This window comes from Chromobacterium sp. Rain0013 (assembly GCF_015291765.1).
Lineage (GTDB): Bacteria > Pseudomonadota > Gammaproteobacteria > Burkholderiales > Chromobacteriaceae > Chromobacterium > Chromobacterium haemolyticum.
Window position 1 is genome coordinate 3036707 of the sequence record NZ_CP031514.1, and the last position, 26033, is coordinate 3062739.

Below are 26033 nucleotides of genomic sequence, written 5' to 3' on the forward strand. Positions count from 1 at the left end.
GGTCAGTTTTTATGGAGAACAAATACTTAAGTGGAAGTACCGAGCCGCGCGAACGCAGCCCGGAGCAAGGAAGAGAGGCTTAAAACCGATTGGAGGGGCGAGCCAGATAGAACCACTCCTGGCCGCTTGGCGATTGAGGGTTGGGGAAGACGATGCGACCGTCGTCTATGGCCGTCACCGGGCTGCCGTCGGCGCGCCAGCCGATAAGTTCGCCTCTGCTCACCGGATCGAAGCTGGTCCAGTCGCGGGCGAAGCGGTCGCCATCGTCAAGTTTGTCCACCACTTCATACAGGCTCAGCGCTTCCAGAGGAGCCGGCGTGGGGGGCGGCGCGTCCATCATGCCCAGATGGGCCAGCGTATTGACGATGGCCTGGTAGGCGACATCCGGCGCGGCGGGGTCGTCGTGTTGGCCGCATTCCAGCGTCAGCGCCCAGCCGCCTTGTTGGCGCATGTATTCGGTGGTGCCCACGCCGTATCGGGCATCGCCGCCGGCGGTCTTGCCGCGGCGGCTCACGCCCAGGGCGTAAGTGGACAGCCAGCCGTCCACTGCGCGGGCCACGCCCAGCCGCTGCGCCAGAGCCTCTTCCCGCGCGGCCAGGGCGAAGGGTTCGAGCTCGCCGGCGTTGTCGCGCGGGCCGAGGAAGACGAAAGGCCGGCCGGGGGACTGGAAGGAATGCAGGTCCAGCAAAACCTCATGTTCCGACAGCAAGGGGCACAGCCAGTTGGCGACGTGATCTTCGAAGTCGCCCGGCGCGTTGCTGGGCGCGAGATTGCGGTTCAGGTTACGTTCGCCGCCGCGCTGACCCAGCTGGAAAGCCAGCGGATTGACCACCGGAACCAGAGTCAGCCGGCCGGCGCGGAGCGCCAGCGCGCCTTGTTCCAGTTCGGCCATCACGCGACGGATGGCCAGCGCGCCGCAAACCTCGTTGCCGTGCACGGCGCCGGTGACGATCAGGCGCGGGCCGGCCCGCAAACTCTGGTAACGGTGGCTGGCGAAATGGGTGGGCCAGGCCGGGTTTATTTGAGCCATACGTCCTCGAAGTCAAAAGAGCCATTGGGATTCATCACGAAACCCTGCACATTGTTGCGCATCGGAATGTAAATGCGCGAATGGGCCATGGTGATCCAGGGGCGTTCGTATTTGAAAATTTCCTGGGCTTTCAAATAATACTGAGTGCGTTGCTTCTGCTCGGTGGCTTGCCGGCCGAGCAGCAGCAGCTTATCGAACTCCTGATTGCAGAAGCGCTGACCGCCCTTGCTGACGCTGCAGGACAGGGCGTTCCAGAGGAAGTCGTCCGGATCGCCGGAGTTGCTGGTCAGGCCCGACATATAGACATCGTGTTCGCCGGCGGCGGCGCGTTTCAGGTACTCGCCCCATTCGTAGGACCGAATATTGGCCTTGACGCCTATCTTGGCCCAGTCTTGCTGGATCATCTGCGCCATCAGTTTGCCGTTGGGATTGGTGGGCCGCTGCACCGGCAGCGCCCATAAATCCAGGGTGAAGCCGTTGGGGTAGCCGGCTTGGGCCAGCAGCGCCTTGGCCTTGGCCGGGTTGTATTCATTGCGGGTTTTGGGGTTCCAGCTCCAGGTGGACGGCGGATAGGGGTTAACCGCCTGAGTGGCGCCGCCCTTGGGGAACATCGCTTTGAACAGGGCATCGCGGTTGATGGCGATGTCCAGCGCCACGCGCACTTCCCGTTTGGCGAACTGCGGCCGTTTCAGATTGTAGGCCAGGTAGGAAATATTGCTGGCGCCGGTGGCGGCGATCTTGATGTTCTTGTCGGTGTTCAAGGTGTCCAGATCGGACTCGCGCACCGCCGCGGCCACTTGGCATTCGCCCGCCTTTAGCTTCTGGATGCGTACTTGCGGGTCGGTGACGATGGCGAAGATCAGGCTGCGGGTTTTTTGCGGCGCGCCCCAGTATTGAGGATTGGCCTCATAGCGCACGGTCGAATCCTTGGCGTAGCTCTTGAAGCGGTAGGGGCCGGTGCCGATGGGCAGTAGGTTGATCTGCGCGGGCTTGCCGGCCTGCAGCAGCTGCTGGGCGTATTCAGCCGACTGCATGCCGGCGAAGCCCATCGCGAAGAACGTCAGGAAGGTGGCGTTGCGCTCCTTCAGCCGGATCTTGACGGTGTGAGGATCCAGCTTTTGCACCGAGGCTATCAGTTTGACGAGGCCGTAGCCGTCCGGGCCGGTCAGCGGGGTCTTGAACGCCTGATTGAACGGCAGGTCCGGCCGGATCCAACGGTTGACGGTGAACACCACGTCATCGGCGGAGAAGTCGCGGCTGGGCTTGAAATACTCGGTGTGATGGAATTTGACGCCACGGCGCAGTTTGAAGGTGTATTCCAGCCCGTCCGCCGACACGCTCCAGCTTTCCGCCAGACCTGGGCGCAGCGCCACGCCGCCGCGCTTGAATTCGGTCAGCCCCTGGAAGACGGGCTTGACGATGTTGTAAGTGGAGGCGGTGTCCCACATCGCGGGGTCGAAACCTTCCGGCGAGGCTTCCGCGCAAAAGACCAGCGGCTTGGCCGCCAGCGCGGCGGCAGGCAAGGCGCCGGCCAGCAACAGGGAAAGGGAGAGGATCGATTTTGTCATTTACGCTATCCTGAATTCTTGTTCGCGGCATGCGAATTGTCCGTTATCTACCGCTGTCGGTCCAAGACCATGGCAATTGGTTCCCGGCGCGGGCCGGCTTCGCGGTTTCGACGGACTTTGCGAGGGGGCGGTGATGGGGGGATCGAGAGTGTTTGTCGTGGGCGCCGGCGTAATTGGCCTGTGCAGCGCATGGCGGCTGGCGCGGGCGGGCTGGCCGGTCACGGTGTTGGAGCGGCGCGGCGAGGCGGCGGCCGGCGCCAGCCACGCCAACGGCGGTCAGCTAAGCTATAGCTATGTCGCGCCGCTGGCCGATGCGGGCGTGCCGGCCAAGGCGCTGGCCTGGCTGTTGAGCGCGGATGCGCCTATGCGTTTGCGTCTAAGCTGGGACGCGGCTCAATGGCTGTGGTTGTGGCGCTTTTATCGCGCTTGCAACCGTAAAGCCAATCGCGCCGGCAGCGCTCAGTTGTGGCGTTTGGCGCAAGAAAGCCGCGTGTTGCTTGAAGGGCTGCGCGAGGAGGGGTTGGGCGGCTTTGCCTGGCGGCGCAACGGCAAGCTGGTGCTGTACCGCAGCGCGGCGGCGCTGGAGCATGCGCGTCAAGGCGTGGCGGCGATGAGCGAGCTGGGTGCGTGCCAGCAGCTGCTGGATACGGATGCTTGCCATGATTTGGAGCCGGCCTTGGCCGGACTAAGCGGGCCGATAGCCGGCGGCGTGCATACCCCTGACGAGGAAGTGGCGGATTGTCGGCTGTTCTGCCTGGCCATGCAGCGGCGGATGCTTGAGGAAGGCCTGGATGTTGAGTTCCGCTTTGGTCGGGAAGTTAGCGGTTTCGAAATGGCTCAGGGGCGAGTGCGGCAAGTCTTGCTGTCCGATGAGGTCTTGCCCTGCCGGCATCTGGTGCTGGCCGCCGGCGTCGGCGGCGCGGCGTTGGCGCGCAAGCTGGGCCTGCGGCTGCCGCTCTATCCGCTGAAGGGTTACAGCCTGGACATGCCCGCGGGAGAGTGTTTGCCGGTTCTAAGCGTCACAGACTTCGAACGCAAGACCTTGTACGCGCCGATAGACGGGCGTCTGCGGGTTGCGGCGGCGGCGGATCTGGTTGGCTACGACGAAAGCCCGGATCCGCGGCGCGTGGCCGGCTTGCGCCGGCAAGTGAAGCGCGATTGGCCGCGGGCGGGCTGTTTGGAACAGGCTACGGAATGGGCCGGCTTGAGGCCGGCCACGCCGGACGGGGTGCCCATGATAGGACGCGCGCCTGGCGGACCGGCTAATCTCTGGCTGAATCTCGGACACGGCGCCTTGGGCTTTACCTTGGCCCTGGGCAGCGCCGAGCGGCTGGCGCGGGAGATGGCTGGAGGATAAATGAAGGGGAGTGGGAAGAGAATGAAAGCGGTCATCGCCATGGAGGAGTTGGCGGCGCATCCGGAGTACCTGTCGATTGCGGATATCGACGGGGTAAGACTGGACCTGCGCTATGCCTGCGCCAATAATTTTGTGGGACGGAATCTTTACGGCGACGCGGCGCCGGCGCTGTTGCATCGCCGCGCCGCCGAGCGCCTGGCCATGGCCGCGCGCGAGTTGCGCAGGCAACGGCCGGGTTTCCATTTGCGGGTTTTCGACGCGCTGAGGCCGGGGAGGGTGCAGCGAGTGTTGTGGGACATCGTCAAGGACACGCCGCAACGCATCTACGTCGCCGACCCCGCGCGCGGCTCGATTCACAGCTTCGGCATGGCTGTGGACCTAAGCGTGGAGGATGACGGCGGGCGCGAACTGAACATGGGCACCGGCTTTGACGACTTCACCGAGCTGGCGCAGCCGCAGCGCGAGTCGGAGTTGCGGCGGACGGGGAGGCTGAGCGAGGCGCAATTGGCCAATCGCTTGCTGTTGCGCCATTGCATGAGCCAAGCCGGCTTCAGCGGCATCGCCACCGAGTGGTGGCACTTCGAGGCGGCGGATCGGGATTGGGTACGCGCTCATATGCTGTTGATCGAATAATTAAGTGGATGCTGGCCTGCCTAATGCCGCCGGGCCGGCGGCTTTATGCCCGGCAGGCATTTAGCAAACGGCGGGTTTTCAGGCAATATGGGCGCTGGCTTTATCTTTGAAGCACCCGTAGAGACTCTTCAATGGCATCCGACAATACCGAACAAGCCTGTTGGCACCCGGAAACACTGGCAATCCGCGGCGGTCGCGAAATCAGCGAATATCGCGAACATAGCCAAAGCCTGCATCTGACTTCCAGCTTCACCTACGATTCGGCGGAACAGGCCGCGGCCATGTTTCTGGGCGAGCTGGACGGCTATACCTACTCCCGCTTCACCAATCCCACTGTCGCCGCCTTTCAGCAGCGCTTGGCGCTGATGGAGGGGGGCGAGCGCGCCATCGCCACCGCCACTGGCATGGCGGCTATCCAGGCCATCATGATGAGCCTGCTCAAGGCCGGCGACCACATCTTGTCTTCGCAAAGCCTGTTTGGCTCCACCACCAATCTGTTCGCCGGTCTGCTGGCCAAGTTTGGCGTGGAAACCACCTTTGTCGACGCCACAAACCTGCAAGCCTGGCGCGACGCAGCGCGGCCCAATACCCGTTTGTTGTTTCTGGAAACGCCGTCCAATCCTTTGACGGAAATCGCCGACATCGCCGCCATCGCCCAGATTGCGCATCAGCGCGACGCCTTGCTGGTGGTGGACAACAGCTTCTGTTCCCCGGCCTTGCAGCAGCCGTTGAAACTGGGGGCGGATCTGGTGATGCATTCCGCCACCAAATATCTCGACGGGCATGGCCGGGTGATGGGCGGTGCGGTAGTGGGTAGCGATGCGTTGATCGAACAGATTTATCTGCATGTGCGTACCGCCGGCCCCACGCTGGCCCCGTTTAATGCCTGGACGCTGCTCTCCGGCATGGAAACCCTGCATTTGCGGATGGAAAAGCACAGCGCCAGCGCGCTGGAGTTGGCGCGCTGGCTGGAAGCCCAGCCGGCGGTGGAGCGGGTGTTCTATCCGGGGCTGGCCAGTCATCCGCAACACGAGCTGGCGCTTCGCCAGCAAAGTGGCGGCGGCGCGGTGGTGTCCTTCGTGGTCAAGGGCGGCAGGGAGGAGGCTTGGCGAGTGGTTGACCGGGTGCAGTTGATTTCCCGTACCGCCAATCTGGGCGACGTCAAATCCACCATCACCCATCCGGCGTCCACGACGCATGCCCGCATCACGCCGGAGGCCAGAGCCAAGGCCGGGATCGTGGAAGGCCTGTTGCGGGTAGCCGTGGGCCTGGAGCATGTCGAAGACCTGAAGCGGGATTTGGCACGCGGCCTTGACTAAACGCTTTCAACATGTGTTTCATTCAAACGGCAGTCTAAAATACGGACTGCCGCTTTTGTTGCCGCCCTGTTGAGTTTGGCCCGAGCGCTGTCGAGACATGTCTTGACATTCATCAAATTAAAACGTAAGTTTGAAACGCTTGTTCGAAAGCTGAAATGAGCAAGACCATAAAACCAGCAAATACAAAAAAGGCACTGGAAAACATGGAAGCAAGCCGCCCCGATACCGCCACCCGCATTCTGGACGTTGCAGAACGCTTGTTTGTGGAGCACGGTTTCGAAGCGACCTCGCTGCGCATGATTACCCAGCAAGCCGAGGTAAACCTGGCCGCGGTGAATTACCACTTCGGCTCCAAGGATGCGTTGTTCGAGTCCGTGTTCATGCGCAGGCTGGCCCCGTTGATAGCGGACTGCCTGGCGGAACTGGATAAGCTGGAGGCGGAGGCCTCGGAGGAGAAACTGTCGGTGGAAGGCTTGGTGCTGTCGTTCATACGCCCTTGTCTATCGCTGTCCAAGGATCCGTCGCGCGGCGGGGCGATGTTCGTACGCTTGTTGTCGCGCACCTTGGTGGAAAACCATCGTCTGTTGCGTGAAACCATCTCCCAGCAGTACAGCGTGTTCGTCCAGCGTTACAGTCGCGCGTTTCAGCGCGCCTTGCCCTTGCTGGACACGGAGCAGTTGGCCTGGAGAATGCATCTTGCGTTCAGCGTCATGTTCAATGCCTTTGCAGGCAACGATGTGTTGAAGATCTTTACTCGAAGTCAGATCGTCAGCGCGCGGGATCCGGACATGATCGTCAAATACCTCGTGCCCTTTGTCATGGCTGGCCTGGTCGCGCCCATGGAAGGCTGATTCCGGAGCGCAGGGCAGGACGTGCCGATCGCGGCCGCGTCCCTTGCTGTTGCCGCCGGAATGGAAGGGTCAACACGAGGGTAAAACAAAATGATATCTGCCGTTGTTCTGGTCGTGCTGCTGGGCGCGCTGGCGTATTTCCGCGCGCCTGTTCTGGCCTGGACCGTGGGGCTGGCCGCCTGGCTCGCCGCGCTCCAGTTTATCTTCCACTGCCCGCTGCCGCTGGCGGCCTGGGCTGTTTTCGCGGTGGTCGCCGCCGTTCTCAATCTTCCGCCGCTGCGCCGCGCCGTGTTCACCGGCCCGGTGTTCGGCGTGTTCAAGAAAATCACGCCGGCGATGTCCCAGACCGAGCAGGAAGCCATCAATGCCGGCACGGTATGGTGGGATCGCGACCTGTTCTCCGGCAAGCCGGACTGGAATCGTCTGCTGTCCTTCCCCGATCCCAAGCTGACGCCGGAAGAGCAGGCCTTCATCGACGGCCCTACCGAACAGCTGTGCGCGATGATCGACGACTGGAAGATTACCCACGAACTGAAGGATCTGCCCCCGGAAGTGTGGCAGTTCATCAAGGACAACGGCTTCCTGGGCATGATCGTCAAGAAGCAGTACGGCGGTCTGGAGTTCTCCAATTACGCCCACGCCAAGGTGGTCACCAAGATCGCCACCCGCGGCGGCACCGCCGCGGTGTCGGTGATGGTGCCCAACTCTCTGGGGCCGGGCGAGCTGCTGCAACACTACGGCACGGAGGAGCAGAAGGACTATTACCTGCCCCGTCTGGCCAAGGGCCTGGAAATCCCGTGCTTCGCGCTGACCAGCCCTTATGCGGGTTCGGACGCCGGCAGCATCCCCGACTACGGCATCGTCTGCCGCGGCAGCTACACCCATCCGCGCACCGGCGAGCGTTTCGACGATGTACTCGGCCTGCGCGTCAGCTGGGAAAAGCGCTGGATCACTCTGGCTCCGGTAGCCACCATCCTGGGCCTGGCGTTCAAGATGTACGACCCGGAGCATCTGCTGGGCGATAAGGAAGACCTGGGCATCACTTGCGCGCTGGTCCCCACCGAGCACGAAGGCGTGGCCATCGGCCGGCGCCATTTCCCCGGCGGCGCGGCCTTCATGAATGGTCCGACCTGGGGCAAGGACGTGTTCATTCCGCTGGACTGGATCATCGGCGGCCGCGAGTTCGCCGGTCAGGGTTGGCGCATGCTGGTTGAATGCTTGTCGGTGGGTCGTTGCATCTCCCTGCCGGCGATGTCGGTGGCTTCCGGCAAGATGAGCACCTTCGTCACGGGCGCCTACGCGCGCATCCGCGATCAGTTCGGCCTGCCCATCGGCAAGTTCGAGGGCGTGGACGAGGCGATGGCGCGCATCGGCGGCTACACCTATCAGATGGAGGCCTCGCAGGACTTGGCGCTGACCGGCCTCGATGCCGGCGAGAAACCGTCGGTGTTGTCGGCCATCCTCAAGTACCACAACACCGAGCGCATGCGCAAAGCCATCAACGACGCGATGGACATTCATGGCGGCAAGGCGGTGGTGCTGGGGCCGCGCAACTACCTGGCGCGAGCTTATCAGGCGATTCCGATCGGCATCACAGTGGAAGGCGCCAACATCCTGACGCGCTCGATGATCATCTACGGTCAGGGCGCCATCCGCTGCCATCCCTTCGTGTTGCGCGAGATGAAGGCGGCCATGGCCAACGATGGCAAGGAATTCGATGCCGCCATCACTGGTCACATCAACTTTGTGATCAGCAATGTGGTTCGTTCCTTGTGGCTGGGCTTGAGCGGGTCGCGTTTCGTCGGCGCCCCGCGCGGCGGCGAAGTGGGGGTTTACTATCGTCGGTTGACTCGTTTCTCCAGCGCTTTCGCCTTGCTGTCCGATATGGCGATGTTCAGCCTGGGCGGCAGCCTGAAATTCCGCGAGAAGTTGTCCGCGCGTCTGGGCGACATGCTCTCCGGCCTTTACATCGCCTCCGCCTGCTTGAAGCGCTTCGAGCGCGACGGCGCGCCCAAGGAAGACCTGGCGGTCTTGCAGTGGTCGGTGGAAAACGCTTTGTACGATGTGCAGCAGGCGATGGACGGCTTCCTCGCCAACTTGCCCAGCCGCATGCTGGCCGTGGTGTTGCGCAAGCTGATCTTCCCGTGGGGCCTGACGCTCAAGCCGGCGTCCGACCGCGTCGGCACCCAGGTGGCACGCGCGATGATGGAGCCCGGCGCGACGCGTGAACGGCTGACGCGCGGCATGTATCTGCCAAAAGAAGAGGGCGATGCCGTGGGCGTGCTGGCTCACGCGCTGGAGGCCGTGCTGGCCACCGAGCCGCTGGAGCAAAAGCTGCGCAAACTGGCGCGCGACGGCAAGTTTGTTTCCGTCACCGCGCGCGAGCGCCTGGCGGAAGCCTTGGCGGCCGGTTTGCTCAATCAGGCCGAGTTCGACGCCGTCAGCCGCGCGCGCAAGCTCAAGCGCGACGTGATCATGGTGGACGACTTCGACAAGATGCTGGAGCAACATGATGACAAGCTGTTGCAGCGCTTGATCTTCTGAGCGTAAGGGGTAAGATTTGCCGGGATTCGTCCCGGCATTTCACGCCAGCGGCTGCGATGACGGCCGCTGGCGTGAAATGACGAAAGTCGCCAAAGCCGAGCGACGAGCAATAACAAAGGAGTGAGCATGGACCGCCCTGAAGTCCGGATTCCCACGCTGCGCGTGCGCGCGCTGCCAACCAGCACCAATGCTTACGGCCGAGTCCAGGCCGGTTGGCTGATGAATCAGATCGACATGGCCGGCAGTCTGGACGCCGAGCGCTTGTCGCGCGGCCCGGTGACCACGGTGGCGGTCAATACCTTTCAGTTCGCCGCTCCCATTCTGCTGGGCGACGTGGTGGACCTTTATGTCGAGCGGCTGCGAATCGGCCAGAAATCCATCACCTTGAAAATCACCGTCGAGGCGGAGCGCATAGACGGCTCGCATGAGGCGATTACCGAAGTGGTTGCCACATATGTGGCGATTGATAATGATGGTAAATCGCGTATTTTGGGTGAAATTTAGCGTTGTTCGACGCTTTTTAATGTGCTTGTTGCAGAAATGTCTCATTAAACGCTTGTTTGGAACAAACACTCCAAAACCTTGTGGAATTGCTCTAATTCTCTGGTAGCATCAAATATGACCACTGCTTTTTATTGGTCATCTAACACCTAAGAACACTATAGCAACGCCAAAGAGAGAGGGAGAACATGAAACTCAAGCACCTCAGCCTGTCCGTGATGGTCATGGGCGCAACATTCGGTCTAATGTCCACCCAGGCCGTGGCCTCGGGTTATCAGTTTGGTTCGCAGAGCGTGTCCGGCCAGGGCACGGCGCATGCCAACGGCGCCGAGGCCAACGATCCTTCCACCATTTTCGCCAACCCGGCCGGTTTGTCGCGGTTGGAGGGCACCCAGATTTCCGGTGGCGCCACTCTGGTGGTGCCGCATTCCGAGTACACCGATAACGGCTCTACCAATATTCTTGGGAAGCCGACCGGCGGCGGAAATGGCGGTTCCTTTGCGCCCAAGGCCGTGGCGGCGCCCAACTTCTACCTGTCGCACAAACTGAACGACAAGATCAATCTGGGTTTGGGTGTGTTTGTGCCCTATGGCGCCAAGCTGGACTATGGTTTCGACTGGGCGGGCCGTTACGCGCTGAAAAGCGTGAATCTGCAGTCGTTCAACATCAACCCGTCGATGTCCTTCAAGCTGGATGATCGCCATTCCTTCGGTTTTGGCATCTCCGCACAGTATATGGATGCCAAGCTGCAGCAAATGGCGGATGCGACTTCTGGTTTGGCCTTAAAGGCAGCCGCAGCAGGTGGAATTACTGGTCCTTTTGGGCCTGGTGGAGCTACGGTGACGGTGACGAATCCTGCGCAGATATCTGCGATTATGCGCGCAGGAGGAATTGGGGGGGATGGTCTGGCCGATGTGGAAGGCAATGATTGGGGATTTGGTTGGAACATCGGCTATATGTTTCAGTTGAATGAAAATACCCGATTTGGTTTGGCTTATCGCTCGAGCATCAAGCAATCGCTAGCGGGGTCATCTACTTGGACCTTTAATAATGTTAAAGGAAATGTGACGGTGGGCGGGGTGACTCTGCCGGCTGCTGTGGCCGCTAAGCTAGCCCACCCCAATGCTTCCGCCAAGGTGGATGTCACCACTCCGGAAACCGCATCCGCCAACTTCTTCCATCAGTTGAATCCGAAATGGGCGGTGATGGGCGATGTGACCTGGGTGGCCAACTCGCAGATGAAGAATATTGACATCCAGCAGTCCACGGTGGGCGGTGTGGCGCAGGGCGATATGGTGATTCATCAGAACTGGCGCGATACCTGGCGCGTGTCCTTGGGCGCCAACTACCAGTACAGCGATGCTTGGCTGTTCCGCGGAGGCGTGGCTTGGGAGCAGTCGCCGTTGCAGTCCGACAACGATCGTCACCCGGCGCTGCCGGATAGTGACCGCTTGTGGCTGTCGCTGGGCGCCAACTACAAGATCAATAAGCAAAGCTCGGTCGACTTCGCCTATAGCTTCATCAACTTCACCAACGCCAATGTGAACTATACAGACGGCTGCAGTCCGACTGGCAAGAGCCCGACAACCGGCGCGGCTTGCACCGGCAACGGCGGCACGGTGAAAGGCAGCTACAAGACCTATCTGCAGTTGGTCGGTCTGCAATATAACTATCGGTTTTAATTGAATCGGCGCCGCAGGGCGCGCGGATTTCAGGTCGGGCGGGCGCGGTGGCGCTCGCCCGGTTTTTACGTTTGCGGCGCGTCGAGTTTTCCTCCTGTTTTCTCCCTCTATTTTTCCATTTACCCCCTGTTTTTTTGCCCAAATTGGGTTAGACTTATTTGTGAGAAAAGCGAGTGTTTGATATTTTTCAATACAGGCTTTTTCCAGCTGCGCTTGAGTCGCCGCCATAGTGGCTGCCAGCGCGGTTTTTCAGTAGATTGACGGATATCCATCGGCGATGAGGCGATGCCTTCGCCGCCAGGGTTCCGGGCGGGCCGGGCTTTATCATAATCACTTCCCGGCCGGTCAGATGTGCCGGCTGCAGCGGCGGCGCGCCGCCGACTCAGCGCAAGGACGAACAACGCCCGTCCTTGAAGCAGGCTGAGCAGGCGAGAGGGGCCTGTCTCATGTTGTGTTTCAACAAAACGAGGAAACCATGTCTCAAACCAAGTTCAACGTACGCAAGGTAGCCGTGCTAGGCGCTGGCGTGATGGGGGCTCAAATCGCCGCCCATCTGGTGAATGCCAAAGTACCGACCATCCTGTTTGACTTGCCCGCCAAGGAAGGCGACAAGAACGGCATCGTGCTCAAGGCGCTGGAAGGCTTGAAAAAGCAGAAGCCGGCCCCCTTGGCCAATAAGGATGCCGTCAACCACATTCAGCCGGCCAACTACGACGACCACCTGCACCTCTTGAAGGATTGCGACCTGGTGATCGAAGCCATCGCCGAACGCATGGACTGGAAGGCGGACCTGTACCACAAAGTGGCGCCGCATCTGGGCGAGCACACCATTTTCGCCACCAATACTTCCGGCTTGTCGATCAACACGCTGGCGCAAAGCTGCCCGGACAATGTGCGCCCGCGTTTCTGCGGCGTGCACTTCTTCAATCCGCCGCGCTATATGCATCTGGTGGAAATCATTCCCTGCCTGACTTCGGACGCGCACATTCTGGATAATCTGGAGCGCTTCCTTGTGTCCAGCCTGGGCAAGGGCGTGGTTCGCGCCAAGGATACCCCCAACTTCGTCGCCAACCGCATCGGCGTCTTCTCGATGCTGGCCACCATCGCCAACGCCGCCAAGTTCGGCATTCGCTTCGACGTGGTGGACGATCTGACCGGTCCGCGCCTGGGTCGCCCCAAATCGGCCACCTTCCGCACCGCCGACGTGGTGGGCCTGGATACCTTCGCCCACGTGGTCAAGACCATGCAGGACACTCTGCCGCAAGATCCGTGGCACGGTCTGTTCCAGACTCCGGAGTGGATGCAGAAGCTGATCGCGGCCGGCGCGCTGGGCGCCAAGACCAAGGCCGGCATCTACAAAAAAGACGGCAAGCGCATGCTGGTGCTGGATCCGGCCAAGGGCGAATACGTTGGTGCCGGCGAGAAGGGCGACGACGCGGTCAAGGACATTTTGAAGATCGCCAACCCGGCGGAAAAATTCCAGAAACTGCGCGAAAGCAGCCATCCGCAGGCGCAATTCCTGTGGGCATGTTTCCGCGATGTGTTCCATTACATTTCCCACCATCTGGCCGATATCGCCAATTGCGCGCGCGACGTCGACTTTGCCATCCGCTGGGGCTTCGGCTGGAGCGTGGGTCCGTTCGAGACCTGGCAAGCCGCCGGCTGGCAACAAGTGGCCAAGTGGCTGGACGAGGACGTGAAAGCCGGCAAGGCGCTGAGCGCCGCCGCGCTGCCGGCCTGGGTATTGCAGGGCGACCGCGCCGGCGTGCATTTCGCCGAAGGTTCTTTCGACCCCGCCGGCAACAAGTTGGTGGGCCGTTCCACGCTGGATGTGTACCAGCGTCAGCTGGCGCCTGCCAAAGTGCTGGGCGAAGCGTCCGCTCCGCTGGGTGAAACCGTGTTCGAGAACGAGGGCGTGCGCGCCTTCACCACCGGCGACGAGGTTCTGGTGGTGTCGTTCAAATCGAAGGCCCATGCCATCGGCCCGGCTGTGATCGAGGGCTTGAACAAAGCTATCGATATCGCCGAAGACCGTTTCAAAGGCTTGGTGATCTGGCAGACCGAGGAGCCGTTCTCCGTCGGCGCCGATTTGCAGTCGATGATGCCGGCCTTCATGATGGGCGATTGGGACGCGATTGACGCGACGGTGCGCCGATTCCAGGAAACCTCGATGCGCCTGCGTTACTGCCAGGTGCCGACGGTGGCCGCTACCCAGGGCTATGTGTTTGGCGGCGGTTGCGAATTCGCGATGCACTGCGACAAGACCGTGGCGGCGCTGGAGTCCTACGTTGGTCTGGTTGAGGTGGGCGTCGGTCTGCTGCCGGGCGGCGGCGGCTGCAAGGAGTTCGCTCTGCGCGCCGCGCAAGAAGCGCGCGGCGACGTGTTGGCCGCATTGAAGGATTACTTCATGGCCATCGCCACCGCCAAAGTGGCCACCAGCGGCTTCGAAGCGCAGGAAATCGGCTTCTTCCGCAATGGCGACCCGGTCGTGTTCAACGCCTACGAGCTGTTGCACGTGGCGAAGCAGCAGGCGATCGCGCTGGCCGAAGCCGGCTATCGTCCGCCGCTCAAGGTCAAGGGCTTCCCGGTAGCGGGCCGCAGCGGCGCTGCGTCGGTCAAGGGCCAGTTGGTGAACATGCTGGAAGGCAACTTTATTTCCAAGCACGACTTCTTCATCGCCGGGCTGATTGCCGACGTGATGACCGGCGGCGACGTCGAGGCGGGCACCCTGGTCAACGAGCAGTGGATTCTGGACCTGGAGCGCAAGGCCTTCATGACCTTGCTGAAAAACTCCAAGACTCAGGACCGCATTGCGAATATGTTGACTACCGGCAAGCCGCTGCGCAACTAAGTGCTTGGGGACGATTCTGCTGCGCGAGCCGATATCGAATGCTGTGATGCTCGCCGTACCCCATGTACGGCTGCGCTTCTCGCTTCGATCTCGGCCCGCTCGCGACGAATCCTCCCGCAAGCGCGGCCAATAGCCAGATGAAAGGCCGCTTGATCGCCGCAAAGCCGATCAGGCGGCCGACAGGAGAATCGAAAATGAGCAAACAAGTACAAGAAGCTTACATCGTCGCCGCCACCCGCACCCCGGTGGGCAAGGCGCCGCGCGGCATGATGCGTCATGTGCGCCCGGACGATATGCTGGCGCACGTGATTACCGGCGCGCTGGCCCAAGTGCCGAATCTGGACCCGAAACTGATTTCCGACTGCGTGGTGGGTTGCGCCTTCCCGGAAGCGGAGCAGGGCCTTAACATGGCGCGTATCGGCGTGCTGTTGGCCGGTCTGCCCAATACCGTGGGCGGCATTACGATCAACCGTTACTGCTCGTCCGGCATCAACGCGGTGCAGATGGCCGCCGATCGCATCCGCCTGGGCGAGGCCGACGTGGTGATCGCCGCGGGAGCCGAGTCGATGTCTCTGGTGCCGATGATGGGCAACAAGGTGTCGTTGAACCCGGAAATCTTCGCCAAGGACGAAAACTACGGCATTGCTTACGGCATGGGTCTGACCGCCGAGAAAGTGGCGCAGCAGTGGGGCGTGTCGCGTGAAGATCAGGATGCGTTCGCTGTGGAATCGCATCGCCGCGCTCTGGCCGCGATTGACGGCGGCAAGTTCAAGAGCGAGATCACGCCGCTGGAGGCGACGTATCGCACGCCCAACCTGGAAACCGGCGAAGTGGCGGTTAAAACCCGAGTCCTGGACACCGACGAAGGTCCGCGTCGCGAGACCACGCTGGAGGGCCTCGCCAAGCTGAAAACGGTGTTCGACGCCAAGGGCTCGGTCACTGCCGGCAACTCTTCGCAGATGTCCGACGGCGCCGGCGCCGTGATTCTGGTGTCCGAGCGCGTGCTCAAGGAGTTCAAGCTGACGCCGCTGGGTCGCTACGTCACCTTCGCGGTCAAGGGCGTGCCGCCGGAAATCATGGGCATTGGTCCGAAAGAGGCGATTCCCGCCGCCTTGAACCAGGCCGGCCTGAAGCAGGACGATCTGAAGTGGATCGAGCTGAACGAGGCGTTTGCGGCTCAGGCTTTGGCGGTGATCCGCGATCTGGAGCTGGATACTTCCAAGGTGAACCCGCATGGCGGCGCCATCGCCCTGGGCCATCCCCTGGGCGCTACCGGCGCCATCCGCACCGCCACCTTGGTGCATGGCATGCGTGACGCCGGGCAAAAGGGCTATGGCATGGTGACCATGTGCATCGGCACCGGCATGGGCGCCGCCGGCATCATCGAAGTGTTGTAAGCTGGATTTGCCCGCTTAAAAAAACCGGCTTGCAATCGCAAGCCGGTTTTTTATTGCGCGCCACCCCGTGGCGGACAAGGCTTAATCCACTTTGGACAGGGTGTCGAAGTCGCTGTGGCTGCAGTCCTCGTATTCGTGCTGGGGCGTTTTGAGGCGAATTTGATAGGACTTGCCCTGCGCAGCCAGCACCAGTTGCTTGTCCGGCTGCGTCAGCGCTTTGGGCATCAGAAAGTAACGCTGGCCTTTGCGGGAATTGGGCTGGGTAATGTAGATGGCGGTGGAAGGCGGCGAGTCCGCATGCTCAGGGTCCAGCAGCGATACGCCAACAGGGTTTTGCCCGAGGATTTCTATGCCAACCTTGGTGCCGTTGCTCTGGCGTAGAATGCGGCGGATCACGCCCAGCAATTGAGGATGGTTGTCCGCCTTAACCAGGATGACGCGGCCGATGGCCAACTGCTCCACCGCCTTGCCGATGAAGGTGAGGCCCATGCCAGTGGAGCTGATGTCGTTGATGCGCCAATCGCTGGCGCGCTCGGGGTCCTGCGTCGGCATGTCCTGAACCTTGACTTGATAGGCGACGCGTTCAAAGCCGATGCTGACATGGGCGTTGGACGCATGCAGGGAGCGCTCCGACTTGCGCAGCGACTTGCCGCCGTCGGTAGACCAGCGGATGGCCAGTTTTTCGCATAGAATGGCCCATTCCTCGCGTTCCAGGTCGCCGTTCATGGCCTCTAGGGCGGGAGGGATCCGCCTGTCCAGATCAAACATCAGATCCGCCAGCCGGCTGGTGATTTCGTAGGCGGACCAATAGCGGTGCCATTTGCCGGCCATGCCGCGCAGCATGGCTTGCGGCGGCTCGGGCATCGACAGGTTGTACACGAAAATAGGTTCTTCCACCGGAGGTTGCTTGTCCAGCGGAATGCCCTGGCTCAGCATCATCAGCAATTGGTCGACCGCGACGATTTCCTTGTGCAGCATATTGTCGGTCTGCGCCAGGAACAGCATTCCGGCCTGAATCAGCAACTGTTCACAGCTGAACTCATCCGGGCTGTTCAGGTAAAGCTTGATAGGCTGTCGGGAAAAGCCGCTTTCCTCGGCTTGGCTGAAAAAGCGGAAACCGTTTTGCCACGCCGCGCCTTCCGGCTTCAGGTAACGGAGCGAATTCCAGGCGATCAGCCGCATCTGATGATGCAGGCCGCGGATGGTGACGATGCGGATTTCGTCTTCCGGCACCGCGTTGGGGTGGCTTTTGTACAGCCGCAAGCAAATCTGGTAGGCGGAGGACAGTTCGTGCCAGTAGGCCAGGATGGTGGGAAGATAGCCTTTGCTGCCGCCTTTGGACTGCAAGTAGTCCTGGCACAGCTGGCGGTGGATATTGTTGGCCTTGTCGTCGACGTAGACCAGGGTTTTGACCCGCTCTTTCAGCGAGATCTCGGTGTCGGTATTGATTTTGGCGACGGCTTTGATGATTTCCACCAAGGCGCCGAAATATTCGGCTTCGGGCAAGTCGCGCACTAATAGGGTTGCGGACTGCGCCACTTCGGAGGCAGTCGTGTTTTTGTTCAGTAGGGAACTGACAAGTGATTTGAAGTCAAACATTTAGCCCGGCTTTATAGGAAATTATGTTTTCATTGGCATATTGCTATATCTTACGCCACGCGCAGGCGCGGGTGAAACGGTAATTCTCATTATTTACCCATATGCTTACAAATAACAATCGCTGGAATCAGCGACAGTGGCTGGCCTCGCTGCTGTTGCTCGGGGTTTTGTCGCAAACGGCCAGGGCGGACGGAACAGAAGAGCTTGGCGTTTATCCGCCGCAGGGTGTGGGTTTGGTGCTGGGCGGCGGCGGTGCGCGGGGTTTTGCCCACCTGGGGGTGCTGAAGGAGCTGGAGCGTTTGCGGGTTCCCATCGCCTGTATCGCGGGAACCAGCGCGGGGGCCCTGATTGGTGGTATTTATGCAAATGGACTGCCTTTGGCGCAGATGGAGCACGAATTCGACGCCGCTGATTGGGATACCTTGTTGTCCGGCAAGCCGACGCGGGCGGACGTGCCGTACGACCGCAAGCGTGATGATTACAAGAACTATCTGGACATTACCTTCGGCCTGAAAAAAGACGGGCTGAAAGTACCGCGCAGTGCGATCAACTCGCAGGAAATCGAGCTGTACATCCATAAGCTGACACGTGACCGCGTGGTGGGTAGTTTCGATCAGCTTCCCATTCCGTTCCGGGCTGTCGCCACTGATCTGGCAACTGGCGAGCCGGTGGTGTTTTCCCAAGGCTCGCTGGCGCGAGCGCTGCGCGCCAGCATGGCGGTGCCGGGATTGTTCGATCTGATCGAGGACGACGATGGCCGCTTGCTGGTGGACGGCGGTTTGGCGCGCAACTTGCCTATTCAGGATGTCAAAGGCCGCTGCGCGGACCGGGTGATCGTCGTCGATGTGTCCACGCCCTTGATGAAGGCGAAAGAGATCAATAGCCTGTTCGATGTGGTGGCGCAGACCTCCAATTTGATGGTCAGCCGCAACGCCAAGGAACAACTGCGCAAGCTGGACAAGCGCGATCTGGTGATCAAGCCGGATCTGAGCGGCTATACCTCGGCCTCCTTCAGCGAACACCAGGCCATCACTCAGCGAGGGGAGGAGGCGGCCAAGGCGCTGGCCAAGCAGTTGTCGGCCTATTCGGTATCCGAAGAGGAATACGCGGCGTGGAAACGCCGACTGGTGCGGCCGCATTTCCCCTTGATCGACAAGATCCAGGTGGAGGGCAAGCCCGGCCAGTTCACCAAGCCGGAGCAATTGGCCAAATCGCTGGCCTTCTCCTCGGTGGTGGAGCCGATCAGCAGCGCCCAGTCCCGCCTGCGCGGCGTGTTCGCCGGAGGCGATTACGACCGGCTGACCTACCGCGTGGACAATGTGTCCGGCCGCAATGTGATGACGGTGTCGCCGCTGGAACGCAGCATTGGCCCTAACTTCCTGCGTTTTGGCTTGAACCTGAACAGCGCGACGCCGGGCGAGAGCAATTTCAACTTTTTGGCCTCACATGAATGGCGCAACGCCAACAGCGCCGGCGGCGCCTGGCGCAACGATGCGTCCATAGGCCAGAACAAGCTGTTCAAGACCGAGTGGTACCAGCCGCTGTACGAGGGCAGCCCGGTATTCGGCGCCGTGTCCTTGGGCTATCGACAGGACTTTCTGCCGATTTATAACGCTGACCATTCGTTGAATACAGAGTGGAACAACGATGTGGGCAGCGTGCGGCTGGATGGCGGCGTGGCTTTGGGGCAGTACGGCGAGTGGCGGATTGGCGCGTACCGGGACGATAATCACTTCGGTTCCCGAGTATCGTGGTTTCCCGGCTTGGTGCCGCCAAACTTTCGGGATACAGGGGTGGGCACCAGCCTGATAGTCGACCAGTTCGACAACCCGCGCTGGCCGCGCTCCGGCTACTTCTTCAGTGGCCGGTTGACCAAGAGCATTCCGTCCTGGGGCAGCGATGTCAATCTGACCAGTTACAATACGACCTTGGAGTACGCCAAGACGCTGGGCAGCATCACAATAAGGTTGAGCGCCAAGAACAAGGGGGCTTTGAATCTCAAGGACAGAGAGGATGCCCAGACCTTGCCCAGATCGCTGGGCGGCTTTTTGAACCTGAGCGGTTATCAGGAATCCGAACTGATCGGCGATCGCTCGTCCCTTTTCCGCTCCATGCTGTATTGGCGAGCGTCCAGCCTGCCGTCCGCCATTGGATCTGGCGTTTACGCTGGCATCTCGATGGAGCTAGGCAAGATTTGGGGCCGAGTGCGGGCTGAAGATTTAACGTCGCAAGATACTAACTGGATCCCCGCCGGCTCGGTTTTCCTGGCCGCGGACACCATTATCGGGCCGTTCTTCGTTGGCGTCGGCACGGCGAGGGGCGGCAAGCCCACTGCCTATCTGTACTTGGGTTCCGACTACTGAGCGAAGTCCGGGCAGCGCTCGGGCAAACCAAAAACGCTATATGGCTGCGGCCATATAGCGTTTTTTATTGTGCAGCTGTCTGTTTAGTCAGCTGGTTTCTAATCTTTTGGACGGTTGAATTTTTAAGTTGTTGTATTTTCTGTTGTTGATGTGTGACGTAAAAATACAAACGTTTGAATAATTCTGGTGTTTTCAGCGGCTTTCCCCTATTAACAATCTTGGGCATGCAAATAAGAGCAAATACTCAGCCCGCATTTCATCGACTAGAGGAGAAACACCATGAAGAAGTTGCTTCACGGAGCATTGCTGTGCCTGGGACTATGGCTGCCGCTGTCCACGGCTTACGCCGCCGGCGGCTATACCCAGACCCGCTATCCCATCGTGCTGGTGCATGGTTTGTTCGGCTTCGGCCAATTACTGGGAGTGGATTACTTCTACCAAGTGCCGGCGGCCTTGCGTTCAGACGGCGCGCAGGTGTTCGTGGCCGAAGTGTCCGCGCTGAACAGCAACGAGGCTCGCGGAGAGCAGTTGTTGCAACAGGTGCAAAAAATCATTGCCATCACCGGCGCCGCCAAGGTCAATCTGATCGGGCATAGCCAGGGCGCGCCAACGGCGCGCTACGTAGCTGGGGTGAGGCCGGACCTGGTGGCATCGGTTACATCGGTGGGCGGCGTCAACAAGGGGTCGGTGGTGGCCGACATCGTACGCGGCGTGGCGCCTTCGGGCTCGGTGTCCGAGGCCGTGGCGGTTGCCGTGGCGAAGGCTTTGGGCACGGTAATTCAGTTCTTCGCCGGTACTTCAGGCCAGCCGCAATATCCGGTGGGCGCCTTGGATTCCTTGACCACCGCCGGCTCCGCCGCTTTTAGCGCCAAATTCCCGCAAGGGGTCCCGACCAGCGCTTGCGGCGAGGGGGATTACCAGGTCAACGGCATCCGTTATTACTCTTGGACCGGCTCGGCCACCGTCACCAATATTCTGGACCCGCTATCGGCGCCGATGGGCGTGCTGGGCCTGGCTTTTGGTTCCACGCCCACCGATGGCCTGGTCAGCGCTTGCTCGGCGCGGCTGGGGCAGGTGATCCGCGACAATTACCGGATGAACCATATGAATGAGATCAACCAGAGTTTCGGCCTGGTCAGCTTGTTCGAGGTCAGTCCGGTGAGTTTGTATCGGCAACAGGCCAACCGCTTGAAGAATACGGGGCTATGATGCGGCGCGCCTGGGTGGGCTGGGCTTGCGCGCTGCTGTTGGGCGGGCTGGTCTGGCTGGGGCGGCCTGGCGCTGATGAGGCGGCGGCCCAGGCCGGAGGCTCCGCGCCGCAGGCGGCGCCGTCGTTGCGCGGCACTCAGGTCGACGGCCGGGCGAGCGCGGAGGCGAGCGGGGCGCTGAGGGTGGACGCGGAACTGAGACGCTTGTTCGATTACCAATTGGCGGCGTTGGGGGAGCGAGATCTGCCCGCGGTCCGCAAGGCGGTGCAACAGGTCTTGCAGTCGCAATTGAACGGAGCGGCCCTTAAGCAGGCGCTGGAGTTGTTCGACCGCTATGTCGCCTATCGTCGTGCTTTGAGCGATGGCAAGGCGGCGGCGGGCGGCGTGGCCGAGCGTTTGCAGCAGATGAGGGCGCTGCGTTTGCAGTTCCTGTCGGAGAGCGAAGTGGCCGGCTTGTTTGGAGAGGAAGACGTTTACGACGACTTCACCGTCAAGCGGTTGCGCATTGCCGCCGACGTCAGCCTGAGCGCCGAGCAGAAAGCCGCGCGGCTCAAGGCCTTGGAGGCGGGCTTGCCGGCTGATCTGCGCGCGGCGCGCTTGGAACCGGTCAAGCACTTGACCTTGGCGGAGGCGGAGGAGGCTTTGCGGAAGAAGGGCGGAGGCGAACAGGAGCTGTACGCCTTGCGCGCCGGCATGGTGGGCCAGGCCGCCGCCGATCGTTTGTCGCAGTTGGATCGCGAGCAAGCGCAGTGGAAGACCAGGGTGGAGGCTTACCGCTTAGAGGCGCAGCGCTTGCAAACGGTTGCCGGTTTGGACGCCGCGCAGAGGCGGCAGGCCTTGGCCGGCTGGCGCGCCCAGCGTTTCAATCCGCAGGAGCAATTGCGGCTGGACGCTATCGTCCCGCCGCAATAGTCGGCCGCTTAGCGGTTTTCTTCGTTCTGAAACAGCCGGGAGAGACCTTCTCCCGGCTCTTTTTCCCGCATGAAGGCTTCGCCCACCAGGAAGGTGTGGACCTGGTGGCTGCGCATCAGCCGCACGTCGTCGATGGTGGCGATGCCGCTTTCCGTGATGGCGATACGGCCGTTCTCAATTTGAGGCAGCAGTTTCAGCGTGGTGGCCAGGCTGACTTCGAAGCTGCGCAGATTGCGGTTGTTGACGCCGATCAGTTCTGTTCTCAATTGCAGAGCCTGTTCCAGTTCGTCTGCGTCGTGTACTTCGGCCAGAACCGCCATGCCCAGTTCCATCGCCAGGACTTCCAACTCGCGCATCAGCGGCAACTCCAGCGCGGCGGCAATCAGCAAAATGCAGTCGGCGCCCATCGCGCGGGCTTCGTACACCTGATAGGGGTCGACGATGAAGTCCTTGCGCAGCACCGGCAGGCGGCAGGCGGCGCGGGCTGCCTGCAAATAGGCGGCGTCGCCTTGGAAATACTGGCGGTCGGTCAGCACCGACAGGCAGGCAGCGCCGTGTTCGGCGTAGCTGGCGGCGATGTCGGCCGGACGGAAGTCTTCGCGGATCACGCCTTTGCTCGGGCTGGCTTTCTTGATCTCGGCGATGACCGCGGCTTGGCCCAGCGCGTGTTTGGCGCGCAGCGCGGCGACAAAATCGCGACGATCGCCGCTGAGCGCTTCCGCGGCGGCGCGCACCGCGCTCAGAGGCCGCTGCGGCAAGGCTGCGGCGATTTCTTCGCGTTTGGTGGCAATGATGGTGTTGAGTATGTCTGACATGCTTGAGTCTGCAATCCGGGCAAGTCGAAAGAAACGACCATCATGCAGGAACAGCCGTGGCGTTGACAAGCCGTGTCGTTCAGTCCTGCTCTGCTGGGTTTTGTCTGCGGGGCACGTCGACGATGCGCGGCGGGTGGCCGGTCAGGTCCAGAAAGCGCATCAGTTCGTCCATGGGCAGCGCCAGCGTGCTGGTATTGACCAGCGGATGGCAAAGGATGGCGTCCCGGCGGCTCAGCGCCTGATCGATGACGACGGAGACCTGACGGTCGCGGTCATTGAAGGCGGCCAAAAGCGTCACCGAGCCCGGCGTCAGGCCCAAGCAACGTTGCAGGCGGTCAGGCGAGGCGAAGCGCAGGCCCTTGAGTTCCAGCAATTCGCCCAGGGCCTTGATGTCGACCCCAGCGTCGGCAGGCACCGCCAACAGCACATGTTGGCGGCCCTTGGCGTCGCATAGAAACAGGTTTTTGCATTCCGCGCCGGGCAGGCCGGGCGCTAGGCGCGCGGCCTCTTCGCAGGTGTAGACCGGGGGGTGGTCGAAGCGCTGGCGGCGGATCTGGTGTTGGTCGAGAAAATCGTACAGAGCATGTTCCATGCTCCGCAGGCTAGCATGACGGCGGCGCGTGCTTCAATGGTCGCGCCGCCAGCTTTGGCTCAGTCGCGCCAGCGGTCTTCAAACACCAATTGCTCCAGAGGCTGGCGGCTGGCCCACTTTTCTTGTTCCAGCATGGGTTGGGCGTAGAACTCGGCGACATGGCCAAGACACAGCACGGCAATGGGTTTTGCGCCCTCCGGCATGCCCAGCAGCGCGGAGAGCGCGGCCGGGTCGAACAAGGACACCCAGCCCATGCCCAGGCCTTCGGCGCGGGCCGCCAGCCACAGGTTCTGGATGGCGCAGGCCACCGAGGCCAAGTCCATTTCCGGCAGAGTGCGGCGGCCGAACACATGGCGTTCGCGGCCGTCCATCAGCGCGGCTACCAGCACTTCGCCGCAGTCGCGGATGCCTTCCACTTTCAGGCGCAGGAATTCTGCTTGGCGCTCGCCCAATTGATCCGCGGTGCGCAGGCGCTCGGCGTCCACCAGTTTGCCTATTTCCTCGCGCAGGCTGCGGTTAGCGATACGGATGAAGCGCCACGGCTGCATATAGCCGACGCTGGGCGCGTGGTGGGCGGCTTCGAGCAGCCGTCGCAGCAGGGCCGGGTCTACCGGGTCCGGCAGAAAATGGCGCATGTCGCGCCGTTGTTCTATCACCCGGTAGATGGCGGCGATGTCTTGATCGGGATAGCGGTGCATGGGGAGGCCTTTCTAAAGAACCTGTTCGAGATCTGCTGCGCTTCAGCAATACGGCGTGGAACACAAGCTCAAATGTTCATGCATCGCATGGCCATTTCTTTTTATTAAGAGTGGCTAACAAACTCCTGATGCTGCGTTGCGCCGACTTGCCGTACTCAAGTACGGCCTGCGTCGGCGCGCCTTGCCTCAGCCGTAATACTGAGTTTTGTTAGCTGCTCTAAGCGGTTTCACCCTGTCTTGCTCCAGATTGCGAGACTTTGAACAGGCTTTGGCAAACGGACGAGAGGGATTTTCAGTGTCGGAGGATAGCGGCTTTGTCACAGCTGGCAAATAGCATGGCCTTGCTTGCAGGAGGACTCATGACTTCGGTCAAGCGATTCAGCGGATTAGACGCTTTTGGCATGAGTTTCCCACATGACGCCGCGCATGCGGGCGTGATAAAGTGGACAGTCTGAATTCCAACGTTGCCGCGCCGGGCGCGGCGCGTTCGGCCATAGCCCGAACCGCTATCGCATCTTGATGATTTAGAGGACTTTCCGTGACCCGAATTGCAGAACTAGAACCCAAAGTCGTCTGGGAGCATTTCCAGACCTTGTGTGAAATCCCGCGTCCGTCCAAGCATGAGCAGCAATTGCGCGATTACCTGAAGGGGTGGGCGGAACTGCGCGGCCTGGACACCGTGGTAGACGAGGTCGGCAACCTGATCATTCGCAAACCGGCGACCCCAGGCTACGAAAACCGCATCGGCGTGGTGTTGCAAGGCCATCTGGACATGGTGTGCCAGGCCAACACCGGCACCGAGCACGACTTCTTCAAGGATCCGATTCGTCCGGTGCTGCAAGACGGCTGGCTGGTGGCGGAAAACACCACGCTGGGCGCCGACAACGGCATCGGCGTGGCGCTGGGCATGGCGGTGCTGAATAGCGAGGACGTGCCGCACGGGCCGATCGAGGTGTTGCTGACACTGGATGAGGAAGCCGGCATGGGCGGCGCGCTGGGCTTGGGTACCGGCCTTTTGCAAGGCCAGTACCTGATCAATATCGATACCGAAGAGTGGGGCGAGTTCTACATGGGCTGCGCCGGCGGCGTCGATGTCAACGTCAGCCGCGGCTATGCGAGCGAGGCCGTGCCCGCTGGCTATCAAGCCGCCAGCCTGGTGATCAAAGGCCTGCGCGGCGGCCATTCCGGCGCCGATATTCATCTGGGCCGCGGCAACGCCAACAAGATTCTGATTCGTCTGATCCGCGAGCTGGAAGCGGAAACCGATCTGCGCGTGTCTTCGTTCAAGGGCGGTACCGCGCGCAACGCCTTGTCGCGCGAGGCTTTCGCCGCAGTGGCTTTCCCGGCCGCGGATGCGGACAAGGTGGCGGCCAAGCTGGATGCGTTCCAGAGCCTGCTGCGTTTTGAACTGGCTGGCGTCGACGAGGGCGTCACCGTGGTGCAGGAGCGGATCGAGCTGGACAAGGTGATGTCGCGCGCGGATCAAGGCGCGATCTTCGCTGCCTTGCACGCGGCGCCGCATGGCGTCAAGCGCATGAGCCAGCGCGTCCAGGGCGTGGTGGAAACCTCCAACAACCTGGGCGTGGTGGTGGTGGAAGAGGGCAAGTTGTTCGCCAACCTGATGGTGCGCTCCTTGCTGGATTCCGGTACCTGGATGCTGGCGCGCGAGGTGGAAAGCCTGTTCCTGTTGGCTGGTTGCAACGTCGAGATGGAAGGCGGCTACCCGGGCTGGGCGCCTAACCCGCAATCCAAGCTGCTGGCCTTGTTCCAGCAAGTCTATGCGCGCGAGTTCGGCGACGAGGCTCAGGTGCAAGTGATCCATGCCGGCCTAGAGTGCGGCATCTTGGGTTCCAAGTATCCGGATATGGACATGGTGTCCTTCGGGCCCAACATCCGCGGCGCGCATGCGCCGGGCGAGCGGGTGGAGGTGGAGTCGGTGGGCAAGGCCTGGCATTTGCTGAAGGCAGTGTTGGCTGCGGTGCCGGCGCGCTGAATCTCTGTTAGCTAAGTTTTGAAGCGAATACCGGCCAGCGTCAGCTGGCCGGTTTTGTATTGGTCGAGCCGGTTTTGCCCTATGATCACAACAGCCGCGCCGCTGTTATTTCGCATGGAG

The 26033-nt window shown here is 61.4% G+C and carries 19 protein-coding genes; 13 read left to right on the forward strand and 6 right to left on the reverse strand.

Annotation, left to right across the window (positions count from 1 at the left end; all coding sequences use genetic code 11):
- Positions 1-79 precede the first annotated feature (79 nt).
- Both DXT74_RS14070 and DXT74_RS14075 read right to left on the reverse strand, forming a co-directional pair.
- On the reverse strand, positions 80-1030 hold the full coding sequence (locus DXT74_RS14070) for a succinylglutamate desuccinylase/aspartoacylase family protein (protein ID WP_194426261.1): 951 nt from the start codon (positions 1028-1030) through the stop codon (positions 80-82).
- Positions 1018-2598, reverse strand: coding sequence for an ABC transporter substrate-binding protein (locus DXT74_RS14075; protein WP_019104303.1), 1581 nt, complete (start codon positions 2596-2598; stop codon positions 1018-1020). The genes DXT74_RS14070 and DXT74_RS14075 overlap by 13 nt, the downstream gene beginning before the upstream one ends.
- A gap of 133 nt (positions 2599-2731) precedes the next feature.
- Between DXT74_RS14075 and DXT74_RS14080 the strand changes: the two genes are divergently transcribed.
- From DXT74_RS14080 to DXT74_RS14120, 9 genes are all read left to right on the forward strand, one after another.
- Positions 2732-3955: a D-amino acid dehydrogenase gene (locus tag DXT74_RS14080; RefSeq protein WP_194426262.1), complete on the forward strand. Its 1224-nt coding sequence runs from the start codon at positions 2732-2734 to the stop codon at positions 3953-3955.
- Between the two features lie 21 nt (positions 3956-3976).
- A complete protein-coding gene (locus tag DXT74_RS14085; RefSeq protein WP_194426263.1) occupies positions 3977-4588 on the forward strand; it encodes a M15 family metallopeptidase in 612 nt (203 codons plus the stop codon).
- 131 nt (positions 4589-4719) lie between these two features.
- On the forward strand, positions 4720-5907 hold the full coding sequence (locus DXT74_RS14090; protein ID WP_043631554.1) for an O-succinylhomoserine sulfhydrylase: 1188 nt from the start codon (positions 4720-4722) through the stop codon (positions 5905-5907).
- A gap of 203 nt (positions 5908-6110) precedes the next feature.
- Complete coding sequence (locus DXT74_RS14095; protein WP_019102939.1) at positions 6111-6758, forward strand: TetR/AcrR family transcriptional regulator; 648 nt, start codon at positions 6111-6113, stop codon at positions 6756-6758.
- Between the two features lie 90 nt (positions 6759-6848).
- Positions 6849-9302 (forward strand): acyl-CoA dehydrogenase, encoded by a 2454-nt coding sequence (locus tag DXT74_RS14100; protein WP_081555107.1) that lies wholly within the window; start codon positions 6849-6851, stop codon positions 9300-9302.
- A gap of 126 nt (positions 9303-9428) precedes the next feature.
- Positions 9429-9806 carry an acyl-CoA thioesterase gene (locus tag DXT74_RS14105; protein ID WP_043631568.1) on the forward strand — a complete coding sequence of 126 codons (378 nt, stop codon included), beginning with the start codon at positions 9429-9431 and terminating at the stop codon, positions 9804-9806.
- A gap of 185 nt (positions 9807-9991) precedes the next feature.
- Positions 9992-11485 carry an OmpP1/FadL family transporter gene (locus tag DXT74_RS14110; RefSeq protein WP_194426264.1) on the forward strand — a complete coding sequence of 498 codons (1494 nt, stop codon included), beginning with the start codon at positions 9992-9994 and terminating at the stop codon, positions 11483-11485.
- 475 nt (positions 11486-11960) lie between these two features.
- Positions 11961-14336, forward strand: a complete 2376-nt coding sequence (locus DXT74_RS14115; RefSeq protein ID WP_043631574.1) for a 3-hydroxyacyl-CoA dehydrogenase/enoyl-CoA hydratase family protein — start codon at positions 11961-11963, stop codon at positions 14334-14336.
- Positions 14337-14530: 194 nt separating this feature from the next.
- The gene (locus DXT74_RS14120; protein WP_019102934.1) at positions 14531-15733 is read left to right on the forward strand and encodes an acetyl-CoA C-acyltransferase; all 1203 of its coding nucleotides are present in this window, start codon (positions 14531-14533) and stop codon (positions 15731-15733) included.
- An 81-nt stretch (positions 15734-15814) separates the two neighbouring features.
- On the opposite strand, the gene DXT74_RS14125 is transcribed toward DXT74_RS14120, so the two are convergent.
- Positions 15815-17248 carry a PilZ domain-containing protein gene (locus DXT74_RS14125; protein WP_231138183.1) on the reverse strand — a complete coding sequence of 478 codons (1434 nt, stop codon included), beginning with the start codon at positions 17246-17248 and terminating at the stop codon, positions 15815-15817.
- 185 nt (positions 17249-17433) lie between these two features.
- Between DXT74_RS14125 and DXT74_RS14130 the strand changes: the two genes are divergently transcribed.
- From DXT74_RS14130 to DXT74_RS14140, 3 genes are all read left to right on the forward strand, one after another.
- On the forward strand, positions 17434-19695 hold the full coding sequence (locus DXT74_RS14130) for a patatin-like phospholipase family protein (RefSeq protein ID WP_043631580.1): 2262 nt from the start codon (positions 17434-17436) through the stop codon (positions 19693-19695).
- A gap of 279 nt (positions 19696-19974) precedes the next feature.
- Positions 19975-20904, forward strand: a complete 930-nt coding sequence (locus tag DXT74_RS14135) for a triacylglycerol lipase (protein ID WP_194426265.1) — start codon at positions 19975-19977, stop codon at positions 20902-20904.
- Entirely contained in the window at positions 20901-21815 is a 915-nt protein-coding gene (locus tag DXT74_RS14140) for a lipase secretion chaperone (protein ID WP_194426266.1), read from the forward strand. Before DXT74_RS14135 ends, DXT74_RS14140 begins: the two co-directional genes overlap by 4 nt.
- A gap of 8 nt (positions 21816-21823) precedes the next feature.
- Here DXT74_RS14140 and trpC read toward each other — a convergent pair whose 3' ends face one another.
- The 3 genes from trpC to bluB all read right to left on the reverse strand — a co-directional run bounded on the left by trpC (position 21824) and on the right by bluB (position 23920).
- A complete protein-coding gene (gene trpC / locus DXT74_RS14145) occupies positions 21824-22630 on the reverse strand; it encodes an indole-3-glycerol phosphate synthase TrpC (protein ID WP_194426267.1) in 807 nt (268 codons plus the stop codon).
- 79 nt (positions 22631-22709) lie between these two features.
- Positions 22710-23222 carry a prolyl-tRNA synthetase associated domain-containing protein gene (locus DXT74_RS14150; RefSeq protein WP_114153996.1) on the reverse strand — a complete coding sequence of 171 codons (513 nt, stop codon included), beginning with the start codon at positions 23220-23222 and terminating at the stop codon, positions 22710-22712.
- A gap of 59 nt (positions 23223-23281) precedes the next feature.
- Positions 23282-23920, reverse strand: a complete 639-nt coding sequence (gene bluB / locus DXT74_RS14155; RefSeq protein ID WP_019102227.1) for a 5,6-dimethylbenzimidazole synthase — start codon at positions 23918-23920, stop codon at positions 23282-23284.
- Positions 23921-24458: 538 nt separating this feature from the next.
- Here bluB and DXT74_RS14160 point away from each other — a divergent pair.
- Complete coding sequence (locus tag DXT74_RS14160; RefSeq protein ID WP_114153998.1) at positions 24459-25913, forward strand: aminoacyl-histidine dipeptidase; 1455 nt, start codon at positions 24459-24461, stop codon at positions 25911-25913.
- Positions 25914-26033: the final 120 nt, after the last annotated feature.